Annotated in this window: 14 protein-coding genes; 1 reads left to right on the plus strand and 13 read right to left on the minus strand. The window is 56.6% G+C overall.

Annotation, left to right across the window (positions count from 1 at the left end):
* Positions 1–66: 66 nt before the first annotated feature.
* The 7 genes from AC27KL_RS00145 to AC27KL_RS00175 form a co-directional block, all read right to left on the minus strand.
* Positions 67–1,665 (minus strand): response regulator, encoded by a 1,599-nt coding sequence (locus AC27KL_RS00145; protein WP_487168384.1) that lies wholly within the window; start codon positions 1,663–1,665, stop codon positions 67–69.
* 16 nt (positions 1,666–1,681) lie between these two features.
* The gene (locus AC27KL_RS00150) at positions 1,682–3,043 is read right to left on the minus strand and encodes an ABC transporter substrate-binding protein (RefSeq protein ID WP_487168385.1); all 1,362 of its coding nucleotides are present in this window, start codon (positions 3,041–3,043) and stop codon (positions 1,682–1,684) included.
* 34 nt (positions 3,044–3,077) lie between these two features.
* Positions 3,078–4,802: a sensor histidine kinase gene (locus AC27KL_RS00155; protein ID WP_487168386.1), complete on the minus strand. Its 1,725-nt coding sequence runs from the start codon at positions 4,800–4,802 to the stop codon at positions 3,078–3,080.
* Positions 4,803–4,940: 138 nt separating this feature from the next.
* A complete protein-coding gene (locus AC27KL_RS00160; protein WP_339323413.1) occupies positions 4,941–5,810 on the minus strand; it encodes a carbohydrate ABC transporter permease in 870 nt (289 codons plus the stop codon).
* Entirely contained in the window at positions 5,807–6,763 is a 957-nt protein-coding gene (locus AC27KL_RS00165; protein WP_339323412.1) for a carbohydrate ABC transporter permease, read from the minus strand. The genes AC27KL_RS00160 and AC27KL_RS00165 overlap by 4 nt, the downstream gene beginning before the upstream one ends.
* Before the next feature lie 196 nt (positions 6,764–6,959).
* Entirely contained in the window at positions 6,960–8,312 is a 1,353-nt protein-coding gene (locus AC27KL_RS00170) for an ABC transporter substrate-binding protein (RefSeq protein ID WP_487168387.1), read from the minus strand.
* A gap of 201 nt (positions 8,313–8,513) precedes the next feature.
* Complete coding sequence (locus tag AC27KL_RS00175; RefSeq protein ID WP_445164786.1) at positions 8,514–8,834, minus strand: winged helix-turn-helix transcriptional regulator; 321 nt, start codon at positions 8,832–8,834, stop codon at positions 8,514–8,516.
* A 314-nt stretch (positions 8,835–9,148) separates the two neighbouring features.
* On the opposite strand from AC27KL_RS00175, the gene AC27KL_RS00180 reads away from it, so the two are divergent.
* Complete coding sequence (locus AC27KL_RS00180) at positions 9,149–9,688, plus strand: NAD(P)H-dependent oxidoreductase (protein WP_339323409.1); 540 nt, start codon at positions 9,149–9,151, stop codon at positions 9,686–9,688.
* A 146-nt stretch (positions 9,689–9,834) separates the two neighbouring features.
* Here AC27KL_RS00180 and AC27KL_RS00185 read toward each other — a convergent pair whose 3' ends face one another.
* The 6 genes from AC27KL_RS00185 to AC27KL_RS00210 all read right to left on the minus strand — a co-directional run bounded on the left by AC27KL_RS00185 (position 9,835) and on the right by AC27KL_RS00210 (position 14,942).
* A complete protein-coding gene (locus AC27KL_RS00185) occupies positions 9,835–10,101 on the minus strand; it encodes a hypothetical protein (protein WP_487168388.1) in 267 nt (88 codons plus the stop codon).
* A 96-nt stretch (positions 10,102–10,197) separates the two neighbouring features.
* A complete protein-coding gene (locus AC27KL_RS00190) occupies positions 10,198–11,067 on the minus strand; it encodes an inositol monophosphatase family protein (protein ID WP_487168389.1) in 870 nt (289 codons plus the stop codon).
* A 213-nt stretch (positions 11,068–11,280) separates the two neighbouring features.
* Positions 11,281–12,282 (minus strand): UV DNA damage repair endonuclease UvsE, encoded by a 1,002-nt coding sequence (gene uvsE, locus AC27KL_RS00195; RefSeq protein ID WP_487168390.1) that lies wholly within the window; start codon positions 12,280–12,282, stop codon positions 11,281–11,283.
* 37 nt (positions 12,283–12,319) lie between these two features.
* The gene (locus tag AC27KL_RS00200; protein ID WP_036707456.1) at positions 12,320–12,640 is read right to left on the minus strand and encodes a hypothetical protein; all 321 of its coding nucleotides are present in this window, start codon (positions 12,638–12,640) and stop codon (positions 12,320–12,322) included.
* Positions 12,641–12,762: 122 nt separating this feature from the next.
* Positions 12,763–13,857, minus strand: a complete 1,095-nt coding sequence (locus tag AC27KL_RS00205) for a D-alanine--D-alanine ligase (RefSeq protein WP_339323405.1) — start codon at positions 13,855–13,857, stop codon at positions 12,763–12,765.
* 68 nt (positions 13,858–13,925) lie between these two features.
* Complete coding sequence (locus AC27KL_RS00210; RefSeq protein WP_487168755.1) at positions 13,926–14,942, minus strand: amidase domain-containing protein; 1,017 nt, start codon at positions 14,940–14,942, stop codon at positions 13,926–13,928.
* Positions 14,943–15,093 lie beyond the last annotated feature (151 nt).

The following is a 15,093-nucleotide window of genomic DNA, read 5'->3' on the forward strand; positions in this document are numbered from 1 at the left end:
TTTCCGCCTATGAAAGCCCTTTCCACCTTGGCGGCGCAGGGCTTTCTCCCATTTTACCATCTTCTGCTAGACGGAGTAACTGCTTTCTTCACGGAATTCGGAAGGCGTGCGTCCCGTCGCTTTTTTGAACACCTGCGTAAAATATTTCGGGTCCTGGTAGCCGACCATCGGCGCGATTTGGTAGACTTTGACGCTCGTATGCTTGAGCATGTATTTCGCTTTTTCCATCCGGCATTCGGTCAAATATTCCAAAAACGTGTAGCCCGTCGCCTGCTTGAACAGCGTGCAAAAATGGCTGATGCTCAGCCCCGCCACTTCCGCTACCTCTTCGATGCTGAGATCCTTATGGTAATGGTTCATCATGTACAGCTTGGCCTTTTCGATCAAGGAGCGGGCGTCCTCCTTCGTTTGGCTTTTCATGCTCTCTTCCATTTGTCCCGCAAAAGCCTTTTTCAGCAGGTCGATCGCTTCCTGCAAATGTTCCGCCTCGTGAAGGGCCTGAATCAGCCCGTCCAGCGGCCAGTCCGCAAGCACGCTTGCGTACTCCAGCTGCCTATACAAAACGACCGCGATTTCCACCAGCAGCCGTTCGGCTGCATCTTTAGCGGCGGCATGACGTTCGATGTACAGCTTCAAATCGTCAAAAGCCGCCTCCATCCGCTGCAGGTCCAGCGTACGGACGCTTTCCGCCAAAACGCTCTCCAGCTGCCGGGGATACTTCAGGTCCGAAGGCCGGGCCTCAGCCTGCTGCCCCTCTTCGTCGGCAAACACTCCCTCCCGTTCGGAATAAAAACGGCGGTACAGCGCCCGCGTTGCGCTCTGATAAGCGGCGCTCAGCTGCCTGATCCCCGTGCAGGGCCGGCTTAAGCCGACGGAACAGCCCAGCTTGGCGTATTTCTTGATCTGGTTGATCAGGTCATGGCCAAGCGCCGCGGCATCCGCTTGCCCTCCCGACGGGAACAAAACGATCCATTCGCCGCTGTGGAAAGGAAACATCGTCAGCGCGCCATGCTGCAGGGACCATTCCTCCAAAATGTTGCGGATGGCAAACAGCCACAGGCGTTTCTCGTCCATCATCCATTGCTCGTTCAGGCGGAGATAACGGTCAAGCTGCACGACCGCCATCACGTATTCCTGCTCCAGCTCGCTGTTTTCCATCCACTGCATATGCCCGAGCGGCCGGTCGTTGCCTTCGATCCATTCCGCAAACAACCGCTCGCGCGCCATGACGGACAACGCCTTGGCCGAGTGCAGCAGCCGCTCGTTTTCCGCCCGCGCTTCCAGCTGCGCCGCCGCCCGTTCAAGCATGCCGGTCAGCTCCTCATGGTCGATCGGTTTCAGCAGGTAGTCGAACGCCCCTTGGCGCAGCGCCTCCCTCGCATATTCGAACTCGCCGTAGCCGCTGATGACGATAAAGATCCGCTTCGGACCGCCTGCCAGCACTTCCTTCATCAGCGCGATCCCGTCCATGCCCGGCATGCGGATGTCGCTGATGACGATATCCGGCGCATGCGCTTCGATCAGCTTCAGCGCAGCTTCCCCGTTGCGTGCCGTTCCGGCGACCTCAAGCCCCAGCTCCTCCCAGCCGATGGCCGCCTGCAGGCTGCGGAGAATGATCGGTTCGTCGTCGACGAGAATGACTTTATATTTTCCGGATCCCCCCAACTCCCTCACCTCCTGCTCATTTCAACCCGGAGCTGCTGCGCAGGCTCCAATACCGGCGCACCGATTCATCCATGCGGCGGAGCGCCGCATCGGGAGCGATCCGCCGGCTGATCGTCTCCTCCACGGCGGTCAGGAACGACCATTTGACCTCAGGCGAAAGGATGTTGTCGTACGGCGCAAAAGTCTGCGCCTCCTGTTCCATGAGTCCCGTCACCTGGGTGAACACCGGACCGGTCTTTTGCGCATCGAAGTCGATCCGCATGGACGGGATCCGCAGCCCTTCGTACACGATTCGTTTCTGCACGTCCTCCGAATAAAACGCCTTCATCAGCTCCAGGGCCGCTTTCTGCTGCGCCGCCGTCAAGTTCGAGGAAAGGCCGATGCCGAACGTGTAACCTCCCGCGATCGATCGCTCCCCTCCCGGATGCAGCGCGGGAAACGGGAGCACGCCCACCTTGTTTTGAAAGTCCGGCGGCGCCTTCTCGTTGTGGAACAAGGTGATGTCCCAGTTCCCGTTCAGGTACATGGCGGCTTTGCCGTGCGTGAACAGGCCGATCGCTTCCTCGGTGGACAAACCGTTCGGGTCCGGCCCGAAGGCGCCTTCCTTGCCCCATTCCGCCAACTGTTCAAACGCTTTCAGATATCCGTCATTGTCGAATACCGCTCCGGCGTTCCCTTGGACGATCCCGTCGATTTGCTCCGGGCCGCCGTAGCGGTCCATCAAATAATGGGCAAACACCGCCGCCGGCCACCGGTCCTCGTTCCCGAGCGCAAACGGGATATACCCGTTTGCTTTCAGCACCGTCACGGCTTCGTTCAACTGGGAAAGCGTTTCCGGAAGCGCCAAGCCCAGCTTGTTGAAAATTTCCGTGTTCACGTACAGCGGCTCCGCGTTCCCCTCGATCGGCAGGCCGTAAATGCGCTGATCGTAGGTCCATAACTTCAAATCTTTGAATTCCTTCTCCAGGCCGTTTTCTTGGACGAACGCCGTCAGGTCCATCAGGCGGTTGGAACGGATATACGGCTCGATCTCCGCCCCGCCGAACAGGACGAACATATCCGGCGGCGCGCCGGTCACCATTTCGCTTTTCAGCTTTTGTTCCCGGTGGATCGTCTGATCCATGCCCTCGAAATTCACCTTGACGTTGGGATGGCTGCTTTCGTATTGCCGGACGACATCCTCGAAAATATCCAGCATCGGGCGGTCATGCTCGGCGATCCAGAAATGTCGGAAGGTCAGCGTCGTTTTTTCCTCGGTCTGCTCCTCGATCCCGCCGTGGTTGCTCCTGGCCACCAGCGTAACCGTGACGGTGAGCACCGCCGCGTACAGCAGGGCCCAGCTCCAGTTCAGCCATTTTTTTAAGTGCGCTCGCTTCACGTCCCGTTCCCCCTTCCGCTTCCGGTATCCCATCTCATGGCGTGATTTTGGGCAGCCGGATCCGGATGACCGAACCCCAGCCCGGTGAAGAGCAGACAAAAATGCCGTAACGTCCGCCGAACCGGATGCGCAGCCGTTCATGCACGTTTTTCAGCCCCACGCCGCTGTCGCGGTATTTTTTCGCGCCGCCCGCTTTGTCGTCCGCCAAATGCCGCAGCGTATGCTCATCGAAACCCGGGCCGTTGTCGGTCACGTCGATGATGATATCCCCGTCCGCATCCCTGGCTTCGATCCGGATAAGGCCTTTGCCTTCCATCGGCTCGATCGCATGGTACAGCGCGTTTTCGACGATCGGCTGGACGATCAGCTTTTGCGTCATGAACAGCTTCAGCGGTTCCGGCAGCACGAGCTCGTATTCGAAGCGGTCCTCGAAGCGGTATTTCTGGATGTTCATGTAATGGCGGACATGCTCAAACTCCATGTTCATCGTGATGAGCTCCTGGTTCTCGCTGATGCTGATGCGGAGCAGCTTGCCGAGCGAGACGACCATTTTGCTGATATCCCGGTTGCCGGCCAGGACGGCCATCGAGTTGATGGACTCCAGCGAATTGTATATGAAATGCGGGTTGATCTGGGCGACCAGCGCCTGCATTTCCGCTTCTTTTTTGCGGGTCTGTTCGGTTTCCACCTGCTGAAGCAGCTCCTGGATTTGGCTGCTCATGCGGTTGAAGCCGTCGATCAACAGATCGGTCTCGTCGAAGCGCTCCACATGCGCCTGAATCGGCACGAAAATGCCCTGCTTCACCCGCTTCATGCCGTTAACCGCGCTGATGATGCTGCGCACGAGCCTGCGGATGAAAAACTGGTCGAACCATAAGGCCGACAGGAGCGAAAACAGCACCAATATGACCGCGATGTTGCGGATCGACAACGACTCGGAGCGGATCAGCTTCAGCGGGGTAACGGCGACCAGGTACCACTGCTCGTTATGGGAAGGCAAAAAGGTAATAAGCGATTTTTCATGCTGGTATGTATCGACGTAGTAATCCTTCTCCTGGCGGTAACCGTCCGACAAAAACGGAAATTGCACCTTTTCGCCCACATGGCCCCCGGATTTGTTGAACACGATGCTGCCCGCTTTGTTCACGAGCAAAATATCCCCGCTTTTGAGCGTGGCGGACTCCCAAAATACCTGGTCCAAAATGTCCGGCTTCACGTATATGACCAAATACCCGATATCCTCCAGCGAGTAGTAGTCTTTGATGACGCGGGCATGGATCATGACCGGCCTTCCCCCTGCGGCGGAGCCGTTTTCTCCGGGACCGGACCAGACCGGCCTGCCTTCGGCCTTTTCCATGTCGGCGAACCATGCCTGCCGCTTCATGTCACCATAGGGCAACGGCGCGTTGTATTGGTAGACGAGATCCGTTTTGGAATACAGGCTGAACGAAGCGATCATCGGATGGTTGATGAGCAGATTGTTGATTTCCTGCTTGCGGTCATAGGTCAACCCGGAGCCGTGGTTTTTAAGCGCCTGCTGGATGGCCGGCTGCGTGATCGCCGCATTCGAGATGGAGTTGATTTCGCTGAGGGCGAATTTCAGCTTCCTGTCGGTCTCCAGGAGGGAGATCCAATAAAAATTGCTCGACTTCTTTTCCATCGCGCTCGAAAAATTGTAATAGGAGACGACGCCCATGACGATAACCGGGATAAACACAAGAAGAATAATAGCAAGCAAGATTTTGCGGCGGAGCTTCATGACAGTCCCTCCTGCGCCTTGATCTGTGGCTTCACTCTATTATTCTTCATCAGGTTGAATATTCCTTGCATGAAACGTTTTCGGGCGAAGGTCCCGCCGCAAGCAGTGCCGGGCTTGCCGGCACCAAGCGGGAAACTTTCAACTTTTGACCGCGCCGGAGGTCAGGCCGGCGATGACCCAGCGGCTGAACAGCAGGAACACGATCAACAGCGGAAGCGTCGCCGTAAAGGTCGCGGACATGATCATGCCGTAATCGAGGCCGTCCCGGTTCGCAAAAAGCTGCTGCAGCGCGATTTGGATCGTAAAATGCTCGCTGTTTTTCAGCACCACAAGCGGCCAGAAAAAGTCGTTCCATACGTTCATGAAATTCAGGATGCCTAACGTCGCCATGGCCGGCGTAATGACCGGAACCGCGATGTTCCAGAAAATCCGGAAATGCCCGCCCCCGTCGATGCGCCCCGACTCGATCAGCTCGGAATGCACCGCCGTGGCCGCATACTGCCGCATCCAGAAAATGCCGAACGCGTTGACCATGGCCGGAACGATCAAGGCGCGGTACGTGTCGATCCACTGCAGCTTCGCCATGATGATGTACGTCGGAAGGACGCTGAGCTGCGACGGCACGAACAAGGTGGCGATGACGAAATAAAAAAGCGCGTTTTTGAACGGGAATTCATATTTGGCAAAAGCATACCCCGCCAGCGTGCAGAAAAAAACGACGGATACCGTCACCATCGACGAGACGAACAGGGAATTCAGCAGCGCCTGGAAAAAATCCGTCCGCTCCAGCACGCGCTGAAAATTGTTAAAAAACTCGCCTCCGATCGTCAAGAGGGGCGGAATGTGGAAAACCGCGCCGCGGTCGTTCGTGGCGATGACGAACATCCAGTAGAACGGAAAGATCGAGATCAGGGCACCTGCGATGAGCAGGACATAAAATACGGTTTTGCCGAAAATTCCGGCTCCGCCGGGGGCCTTCGAAGGTTGGGACCAGCTGCTCGAGCTCATGCTTTGCCACCTCCCGTACTGCCTTCCATGCGGTTCGATACCCACATATTGATCATCGAAAAGATGATCGTAATGATAAACAGTATGACCGCGGTCGCGGCCGCCGTGCCGAAAAAGCCGTTGCGGAACGCTTCGCTGTACAGATAGGTTACCATGGTGATGCCTTCCTCGCGCGTCGAGCCCGTTCCCGACTGTCCGAGATACACGTACGGCTCCGTGAAGAGCTGCAGCGCTCCGATGGTCGAAATGAGGGTAACGAACACGATGAACGGCTTCAGAAGCGGCATCGTAATGTACAGCAGCTGCTGGCGCCGATTGGCGCCGTCGATGCGCGCCGCTTCATACAGGTCCAACGGGATGCTCTGCAGGCCCGACAGGAAAATGATCGCGTTGTAGCCCGTCCAGCGCCACATGACCATCGTGGAAATGGCGATTTTGACGCCCCACCACCCGGAGTTGAACGCCATGCTCTCCATGCCCATATGGTTCAGCAGCCAATTGATCATGCCGTTGTTGCCGAACAGCGTGCTGAACACGAGGGTGACGGCCACGATGGACGTAATGTTGGGCATGAAAAAAAGGACGCGGAACGTTTTCTTGAACCGGGTCATCGCCGAATTCAGCATAACCGCCAGCAGCAGGGCTATAACGAGCTGCGGAACGGTGCCCATGACGCCCATGATGAGCGTGTTCGTGAACGAAGTCCAAAACAAGGGATCGCCGGTGACCAGGTCGTAATTTTTCATGCCGACATAGGTCATCGGCCCGAGCGCATCCCATTTGAAAAAAGACAGATAGATCGTGAAGAAAATCGGGTACAAGCCGAAAATCGCAAACAAAATAAAAAAAGGCGATATGAACGTATAAGCCGTTAACCGGCTTCGCCTTTGCTCTGTCCAGAACGGCCGCTTGCCTGCCGAAACGGGCCGCGCGGCGGTGACGGGTTCTGCCATGACGCACCTCCATGAAGTCGCTTGTGATATGCCCGGAGCAGACCGGAATGAGGCTCGTGCCTGCTTCCGGCCTGCTTCGGGAGAGTCCTTCGGGCCTGACGGCAACCGCGGCGCGAACCGCCGATTCCCGAAGCGTCAACGCCTCTTTGAGGCGGTCCGCCGATTGCCAGTCATGCCTGGTCTGCCGGCTGCCTGCTTAGCTGCGGGCCGCCAGCGTCTTCGCCTTCTCCACCGCCGCGTCCCATTCTTTCGCGGGATCGGCTTTTTTCTCCAGCACGTTTTTGAGCGCGTCCTTGAAGTAGGTATCGGTTTGGTCGTGCAGCGGACCGTAATAGATCGGTTTGACGCGCTGCGCCGCCTTGCCGTATTCCACCGCCGTCGCCTGGCCGCCGAAGAAGTCGTCCTTGAAGCCTGTGAACGCCTCATCCGTATACAAGGCCGGGATGGACGGCATCAGCCCTTTCGTTTTGAACGATTCCAGCTGGTTTTCCTTGCTGTCGAGCCATGCGATGAATTCGTACGCTTCCTTCGGATGTTTGCCCTGCTTCGGCAGCGTCAGGAACGAGCCGCCCCAGTTGCCGGCGCCCTCCGGAAGCTGGGCGATCCGCCATTTGCCCGCGGAGTCCGGACCGTTGCTTTTGATGTTGCCCGCCATCCAAGCCGGGCCGAGCATCACGCCGAACCCGCCGTCATTGGTCGCCTGTCCCCACTCCGGAGACCACAGCAGCGTATTGCCGATCCAGCCTTCCTGGATGCCTTTGACGGTAAAGTCGTAAGCTTTTTTCACCTGCGGGTTTTTGTCGCCGATGAAAGAGCCGTCTTCTTTGCTGAAGTAGATTTCCCCTTCGGATTGGTCGCGGATGGCGTTGTATACCAGGTCGGTCAGATCCGCGAACGGTTTGCCCGTCTTTTCTTTGAACTGCTTCGCCGTAGCGGCGAATTTATCCCATGTATCGATCGTTTGGCCGAATGCCTCCGGGTCGGTCGGGAGCCCGGCCTGCTCCGCCAAATCGGTGCGGAAATAGACGACGGTCGGGCCGATGTCGGTCGGAAGGCCGATCTGGAAGCTGCCGTCCTTGGAAGACCCCTGTTTCCATTTCCAGTCCAGATAGTTGCCGGCGATATCTTTGGCGCCCAATTCGTTCAGGTTGTAAAACTTGTCCTCGGCGGTGATGAACCGCTCCATGAATCCGATTTCAAGCATGAAGATGTCGGGCGCCCCGGAGCCTGCGGACAGCGCCGTCGTCAGGTTGTTGTGATGGGCCGTCTGGTCCGACGTATTTTGAAACTTGATCGTGACGTTCGGATGTTCCTTCGTGTATTCCTTGCCCAGTTCCTCGTAGTTGGTCGTTCCGAGCGACCAGAAGGTCAGCTCCACTTTTTCGCCGGAGTCCCCTTTTGCATCGCCGGACGGCGCGGCGTTGTTGTCCGTCGTGTTCCCGGGCGTCGTTTGGGTTTCTTGCTTGCCGCCGTTTCCGCCGCATGCCGCGAGCGATGCCGTAAGCAGCAGCGACAGCAGCAGCAGCGGCCATTTTTTGCCTCGTTTCATTTTTCTTTTGCCCCTCTCGAAAATAAGTTTGACGTCGTCTAAGGTTTAGTCTAATCGAGGGGGCCATAAATTTTGAGGAGACAATATTTCGATTCGAGGTTGAAATTATTACGGCGCAAAAAAAACGCCGAAGGATTCCCCCCGGCGCCTCCATATTCAGTTCAATCCGAAAACGGGCGGTGCTGAATCAGGCATGACGAGTTACCTGCTTGCCCGCTCCTCCTCATAACCTTCCACATAATCCCGGTGCTTAAATCCCCAGGAGCACATATCCTTAAGCACCGAGCTTAACGACTTGCCGTGCTCCGTCAGGGAATATTCGACCTTGGGCGGAATTTCCTGATAAATCTTCCGGGTGATCAGCTTGTCGCGCTCCAGTTCGCGAAGCTGGTTGGTCAGCATGCCCTGCGTTATGTTGGGAAGCTGCCTCCGCAGTTCCCCGAACCGTTTCGTTCCCTCGTGGAGCAAAATGAACAATATCAACGGCTTCCATTTCCCCCCGATCGCATGCAGCGTCGCCATGATTCCTTCCGTGTTCCCGGGGCGGCGTTCGTCCGTGCTCACGTTCTTTCGTCCCCCTTCCCTTTGATGCGGTTTCGGCTTTTTTGCCATTTTACCAAAACGCACCGTTATCTTACAGTACTCTCATTTCTCGGACATAGTACGTTTTTTGGTACCATTCCGCAACCCGCGTCCGAACGGATGGTACGGTTTGAGAGACCTGGTATGAAAAAAAAGCGTACTTTTCAGAAAACGGAATCGGAACCATACTGGAGATGAATCAAACGCATGCATCATTTTGAAACCCACGTTAACCGACGAAAGGATGATTCCATATGAAAACATTGATTATTGCGGCACATCCCGATCTTGGCGTCTCCAAAGCCAATCGAGCGCTCATTGACGCGGTGAAAGGAGAGCAGGGCATTTTCGTCCACGACCTTTACGCGGAATATCCCGACTGGAACATCGACGTCGCCCGCGAGCATCGGCTGTTGACCGAACATGACCGGATCGTGCTGCAGTTTCCTTTTTATTGGTACAGCACGCCGCCCCTCCTCAAAAAGTGGTTCGACGACGTGATCCTATCCGGCTGGGCTTACGGCCCCGGCGGGGACCGTTTGAAGGGGAAGGAATTCATGGTGGCCACCACGGCGGGCGGAACGGAGAAATCCTTCCAAGCCGGCGGAGACAACTGGTATGCGATGAGCGAATATCTGAAACCGATTCAGGGGACGGTCAACAAATGCAGCGGCGTGTTTCTCCCCCCATTCGTCGTTTACGATGCCAACCGGGCGGACGGTTCCCGCTTGCGGCAAGAAGGGCAGCGGTATGCGGAGCATATCCGGATGCCTTACCGCGTCCTGGTTCACTAATAGCAACGTTTAAGCCGTAAAAGCGGACTGCATGTCGCAAAATTTTGGCGGATGTTTGACTGAACGCGCCTGAAGGTACAATCAAGTTCTTGACGACGCAAAAAAAAGCGGACGAAGTGACATATCCACTCCGTCCGCTTTGCCTCTTATTCCTGATTCGCCTCGTGATCGGGCGTGTGTTCCCATTTCTTCGCCCGTTCCAGATACCGGTCGTACCGGTCATCCAGCTCGCGCGCGATGCTGCGGTATTTCAACGTTTCTTCCACGATCGGATCCATTTTCGTCTGAATCCGGATTTCATATCGGGGGGAAATAAGCTCCCGCTCCTGCTCCTTGCGGTCACCCTGATCTTCCATTTCGCCTTCGGTTAGCATCTCACTAAGCTGACGCTCCAGTTCATGTTTTTCACTCATAGCAAAGACACTCCTTGCGATAGATTCCGCACCGGGGTAGGTGCTTACGATATGTGTTATCCCGTCAATCGGGAAATGAAACGCCTTCCGGCATGATCACGCGTTTTCCAGTCCGGTGGCCGCGGCTTCCTTCAAAGCCTGAATGAGCTCCGAATGCACCGCTTTGTTCGTGGCGGCAACATGGCGCGTACGAAGGGAATAAGGGTTCCCTGCCGTATCGGTGATTTGTCCGCCGGATTCGGTAACCATCAGCGCGCCCGCGGCCGTATCCCAGGCGTTCAGGCCGATTTCCCAGAATCCCGTCAGCCGGCCCGCGGCGACATAAGCCAGATGCAGCGCCGCCGAACCGCCGGAGCGGATATTGCGGACCTTCGGAGCCAAATGCATCAGCCCCGCCATGTTGACCGGAAGCGTGCTCTCGCGGCCTACGGGGAATCCCGTCGCCAGCAGGCTTTCCTCCAGCTTGGCCTCGCCGGATACCTGCATGCGTTTGCCGTGGACGTAAGCTCCCTTGCCTTTTTCGGCGACAAACATTTCGTCCCGCGAAGGATCGTAAATGACGCCGACGATCACCTCGCCTTTATGCGCAAGCGCAATGGATACGGAAAAAAACGGGAAGCCGTGCACGAAATTGGTCGTGCCGTCCACGGGATCGACGATCCACAAGTATTCTTCTTCCGCATATTTCTCGAGCGCTTGGGCCGAAGCCTCCGGACCGGGCGCAACGCCCTCTTCGCCGAGAATGGCGTGATCCGGGAAATGGGTAAAAATCAGCTTGCGGATCATCGATTCCGCACCCTTGTCCACTTCCGTGACCAGATCGCTCACCGCGGACTTGGTATTTAATTGTTTTACGGTGCCCAATCTGGTTTTAATCCATTCCCCCGCTTTGGAAGCGGCATTGATCGCCACAGCGGTATAGCTTTTGCTCGTCACGACATAAGGAGTTGTTTCCTTTTGGTTCAAAGCGCTCACTCTACTTTCCGTGTTATCGTAAGTCAAACATCTGATCGATGTGATTCCTTGAAGACAGACCGATTCTTGCAGTTATTATCTTTAAAAATATACGTGATGAAAGATTTAAAGTTTCGCCCTTTTTCACAAGGCGGTTCAAATCCGGCGGCAGCCTGAAAAGGCCTTGGCGACAGTCCACAATCGCCGCTTCGCTCCATCCGGGATTCAACCCGAAATTTCGATGCTCGCCCCGTCCAGCATCCGGACTCCTTCCGATTCGTAATCGGCTAAACGATTCATCAAGTCAAAAAGGGCGGCATCCTTCCGTTTGGCTTCGATCATCACGTCGATGGCGGGCGTGCTGCCTGCGATATGCCGCAAAAAGGCAAGCAGCGGGCCCGGATCCACCAGGTCGGCATGGCTGCGCGGATCGCTTTCGCTTTTCGGGCTGGATACATGAATTTTCGGCGGCAGCGGGTGGTTCGGATCCGCATCTTTTTGCGCCAGCTCTCCGGCCCACGTTTCCTGAATGCCCGGCCAAAGCTCCCACGGCTGTTCGCCGTCGTTATTGACCCATTGATGATGCAGATCAAGCACCATGGGCAGGCCCGTCGCCCGGCAGACCTCCAGCGTTTCGGCCGCGGTAAAGGTTTTGTCGTCGTTTTCGAGCGTCAAACGCTCCTGGATTTCCCGATCCAGCATAGCGACATGCTCTTTGAAGCGATCGGCGGCGGACGGCTTGTCTTTGTAGGCCCCTCCGATGTGGATGTTGTTTTTCGCGGTGGCATTCAGTCCCATAGCCTTCAGCATCGCGACGTGATGCTTCAGATCCCGTACCGAATTGCGCAATACCTCCGGCCTCGGCGTGCTAAGCACCGTAAAGTGATCCGGATGAAAAGACACCCTCATCCCATGGTCGCGGACGTACTGCCCCACTTCTCCGAAAGCCCCATGCAGCGCCGCAAACGGGTCCCAATCCTGCAAGTCCTCGTGGGTCGACAGCGGGATCAGCTTGGAGGAAAAGCGGTATACCCGGATGTCATGGGCATGGTTATGCTTCAGAAGCCGCAGCGTGTTGTGCAGATTCCCTTCCGCGATCCTCTCCAGCTTGCGAATGGCCGCATCCCGGTCGCTCAGCTTGCGAAAACTCGTCATCGTCATCGTTTTGGACGGGGAAGCGTCCTGAACCTCCATCGACATGGCCACGTAGCCGAACCTTACGATCATAATTCCGCTCCTTAGGGTCTTAGTAAATGATTATACCTTAAGGATTATGTTCCCCAAAAAACATTTCGTAAGCCAAAGCCGTTTGAATCCGCGATTCCTCGTCATTCAGCTTGCGGATCAGCTCCATTTCGACCTCGGTCACCTCTTGCCCCTGAAAGTTGATTTCGGCAATGCACCCCACGATTTTTACGATGGCCACCGCGACGTTGTCCGGCGTATACGCGATCACTTTCTGCCCCGTCGGAAAAACGCGGAAGCCCTGCTTCACCATTTTGCCGCGCCCGTATTCCATCAGTTCGTACAGCTCCTGGTCGCTCTTGAACTTGCATACCGAGTTGAATTCCGTTTGAAATCCCATCCATGCACCTTCCCTTTCCCCATATAATGGCGTTCCCTCATGCATAAAAGGTGCCCGGGCCTTTGACTGCGCCGGCCGGACACCTTATGAAACGTTTCTTCATCTTCGAGCGGGGCAGCCGCTTACGGTTCGTTCGTGTAGCTCAGCGCCTGCTTGTTTTCGTAGCGTTCGAACGCCAGCTCGATCATCCGGTCGAGAAGCGCCTGATAGCCGAGCCCCGTTTCCCGCCAGAGCAGCGGATACATGCTGTACGGCGTAAAGCCCGGCATCGTGTTGACCTCGTTGATCAAAATCGCGCCGTCCGACTTGCGGAGGAAGAAGTCCGCCCGGGTAATGCCGCTGCCTTCGATCGCCTGGAACGCGACCAAAGCCGCCTCGCGCAGGCGGTCCGCCACGTCCGGATCCACCGGAGCCGGAATGATCATCTCCGACTGGCCGTCGGTGTACTTGGCGGCGTAATCGTAATAATCGGCGGAGGATACGATTTCCCCCGGAACCGAAGCCATCGGCTCCTGGTTGCCGAGAACGGCCACCTCCACCTCGCGGGCATCGACGAATTCCTCCACGATGACCTTCAGGTCGTAACGGAAAGCAAGCTCGACCGCACGCTCCAGCTCCTCGCGGTTTCTCGCTTTGGAAATGCCGACGCTCGAGCCGAGATTGGCCGGCTTGACGAAGCATGGGTACCCCAGATCGTCTTCTACGCCTCGGATCAGATTAAAGCTGCCTTGTTCCCATTGATGTTTGGTGAAATGGCAGAACTTGCACTGCGGAAGGCCGGCCTGCGCGAAGAGCTTTTTCATCACGACCTTATCCATCCCGGCCGCCGATGCCAGCACGCCCGCCCCGACGTAAGGGATATTCGCCATTTCGAACAGCCCCTGGATGGTGCCGTCCTCGCCGAACGTTCCGTGAAGGAGCGGAAACATCAGATCTACGGCCGGATCTCCGCCGTACAATCGGCTGAAAATCGCGCCAAGCGCCGCTTCGGTGCCTTCCCCGCCTTCCTCCAGCTTCAGCTTTTCCACCTTGTCAAGCGGAGCGGACAGCGCGGGTCCCTTTTTCCATTCCCCCTGCTTCGTGATGTAAAACGGAATCAGCTCGTATTTATCGTAATCAAAGGCGTTCATGACCGCAAAAGCCGTTTGCAGCGACACCTCGTGTTCGCCTGATTTGCCGCCGTATACCAGCCCTACGGTTGTTTTGTTGTTCCCCATGCCTAACCTCTCTCTTTTTTACTGTATTGCAGGCTGCTCCTGCTGTCGTACCTTATCATTATAACGCTCTAGAAGTAGTCCGGGATATGCAAAAAACGGTACGCGGTATTTTCGGTCCACGCATAGGAATCCCTGTAATCCCAGTAACGGTGCCGGCTGCTGACCGTGTGCGCGTTCACCAGCGGCTGCCCGCCGGCATCGAAAGCGGTGACGATCGTCGAATGCTGGAAGGAGCCGTCCCCGTCCCAATCATAAAAAATGACGTCGCCGAGCATCAGCTGCTCCGGACGTTCCACCAATTCCCCCCGGGTTCCCCAGGTGCTCGCCGCGAGAAAAGCGGACAACGCGTTGGACACGGCCCAACTGTAGCTCCACCATTCCTTGCCGCCGACATATCCCTTGTACCACCAGCCCGTTTCTCTTCTACCAGTATAGTTGATTGGCGCACCGCCTGCAAAGAGACATTGGGAGATGTAATTCGTGCAATCCACGTCGAAAACCGCAAACTCGGGATTATAGGAATTCCACCAGCGGTCGGCATACGCAGCCGCTTCCTCCCGGCGGTACCGGACGGACTTCCGGTTGATTCCCCCGCCCAGAATGTACGGGTTCAGGTAAGGCTGGGGACTGCTGCCGTAGGACGGGTCACCGGACTGCTGCGGTTCCGCCAAGACGTCGATGCCCGCCGCCGACGGATGCTTTTCCGGCGTGAGATGTTCCACGGACACGATGACCCAATCGTCGCCGTCGCGGATCAGCGTCAGGCGCTCCCTCTGGATCGTTTCCTCCGCATGGGTCACCCCTCCTTTTTCATAAAAAAGCTGCACATGGAGCTGTACGTCGACGACCGCTTGATCCGGGGCGTCCTGGATCGTCCGCAGCAGCTTGGCCCTTGTTTCGCTGCGAAGCGGCCGGGCCCCGCGCGCTTCGTACCATTGCGAAAGCCGGAAGGAACGCTCCGCCTTGGCCATCAGATAACCCGGGTCGGTGACGACCTGCTCCCCTTGCTGCGACCGGTAATCGATCTGCAGCTGATTATATTGGTTCACATAGGTGTAGAGTGTCTGTTTCCATTCCTTCTCCATCCGCTCTAATCCCCTCTCGTTTCCGTTACTTGCAGCCGTTTTCAGGCCCTGAACGGGCTTCAGGCTCGAACAAGCCATGAAACGGCTTCCTAATATAACGTATATGAACCGAAACGAGCCGCTATGAACTTCATTCATCCGCGGTTGAAAG

Source organism: Paenibacillus sp. YAE3, assembly GCF_057546105.1.

Bases quoted from the DNA above. Each gene is read 5' to 3' on its own strand.
- AC27KL_RS00185 (WP_487168388.1), bottom strand. From the start codon at position 10,101: ATGAGTGAAAAACATGAACTGGAGCGTCAGCTTAGTGAGATGCTAACC.
- AC27KL_RS00200 (WP_036707456.1), bottom strand. From the start codon at position 12,640: ATGGGATTTCAAACGGAATTCAACTCGGTATGCAAGTTCAAGAGCGAC.
- AC27KL_RS00170 (WP_487168387.1), bottom strand. From the start codon at position 8,312: ATGAAACGAGGCAAAAAATGGCCGCTGCTGCTGCTGTCGCTGCTGCTT.
- AC27KL_RS00205 (WP_339323405.1), bottom strand. From the start codon at position 13,857: ATGGGGAACAACAAAACAACCGTAGGGCTGGTATACGGCGGCAAATCA.
- AC27KL_RS00160 (WP_339323413.1), bottom strand. From the start codon at position 5,810: ATGAGCTCGAGCAGCTGGTCCCAACCTTCGAAGGCCCCCGGCGGAGCC.
- AC27KL_RS00175 (WP_445164786.1), bottom strand. From the start codon at position 8,834: ATGGCGACGCTGCATGCGATCGGGGGGAAATGGAAGCCGTTGATATTG.
- AC27KL_RS00165 (WP_339323412.1), bottom strand. From the start codon at position 6,763: ATGGCAGAACCCGTCACCGCCGCGCGGCCCGTTTCGGCAGGCAAGCGG.
- AC27KL_RS00155 (WP_487168386.1), bottom strand. From the start codon at position 4,802: ATGAAGCTCCGCCGCAAAATCTTGCTTGCTATTATTCTTCTTGTGTTT.
- AC27KL_RS00210 (WP_487168755.1), bottom strand. From the start codon at position 14,942: ATGGAGAAGGAATGGAAACAGACACTCTACACCTATGTGAACCAATAT.
- uvsE (WP_487168390.1), bottom strand. From the start codon at position 12,282: ATGATCGTAAGGTTCGGCTACGTGGCCATGTCGATGGAGGTTCAGGAC.
- AC27KL_RS00180 (WP_339323409.1), top strand. From the start codon at position 9,149: ATGAAAACATTGATTATTGCGGCACATCCCGATCTTGGCGTCTCCAAA.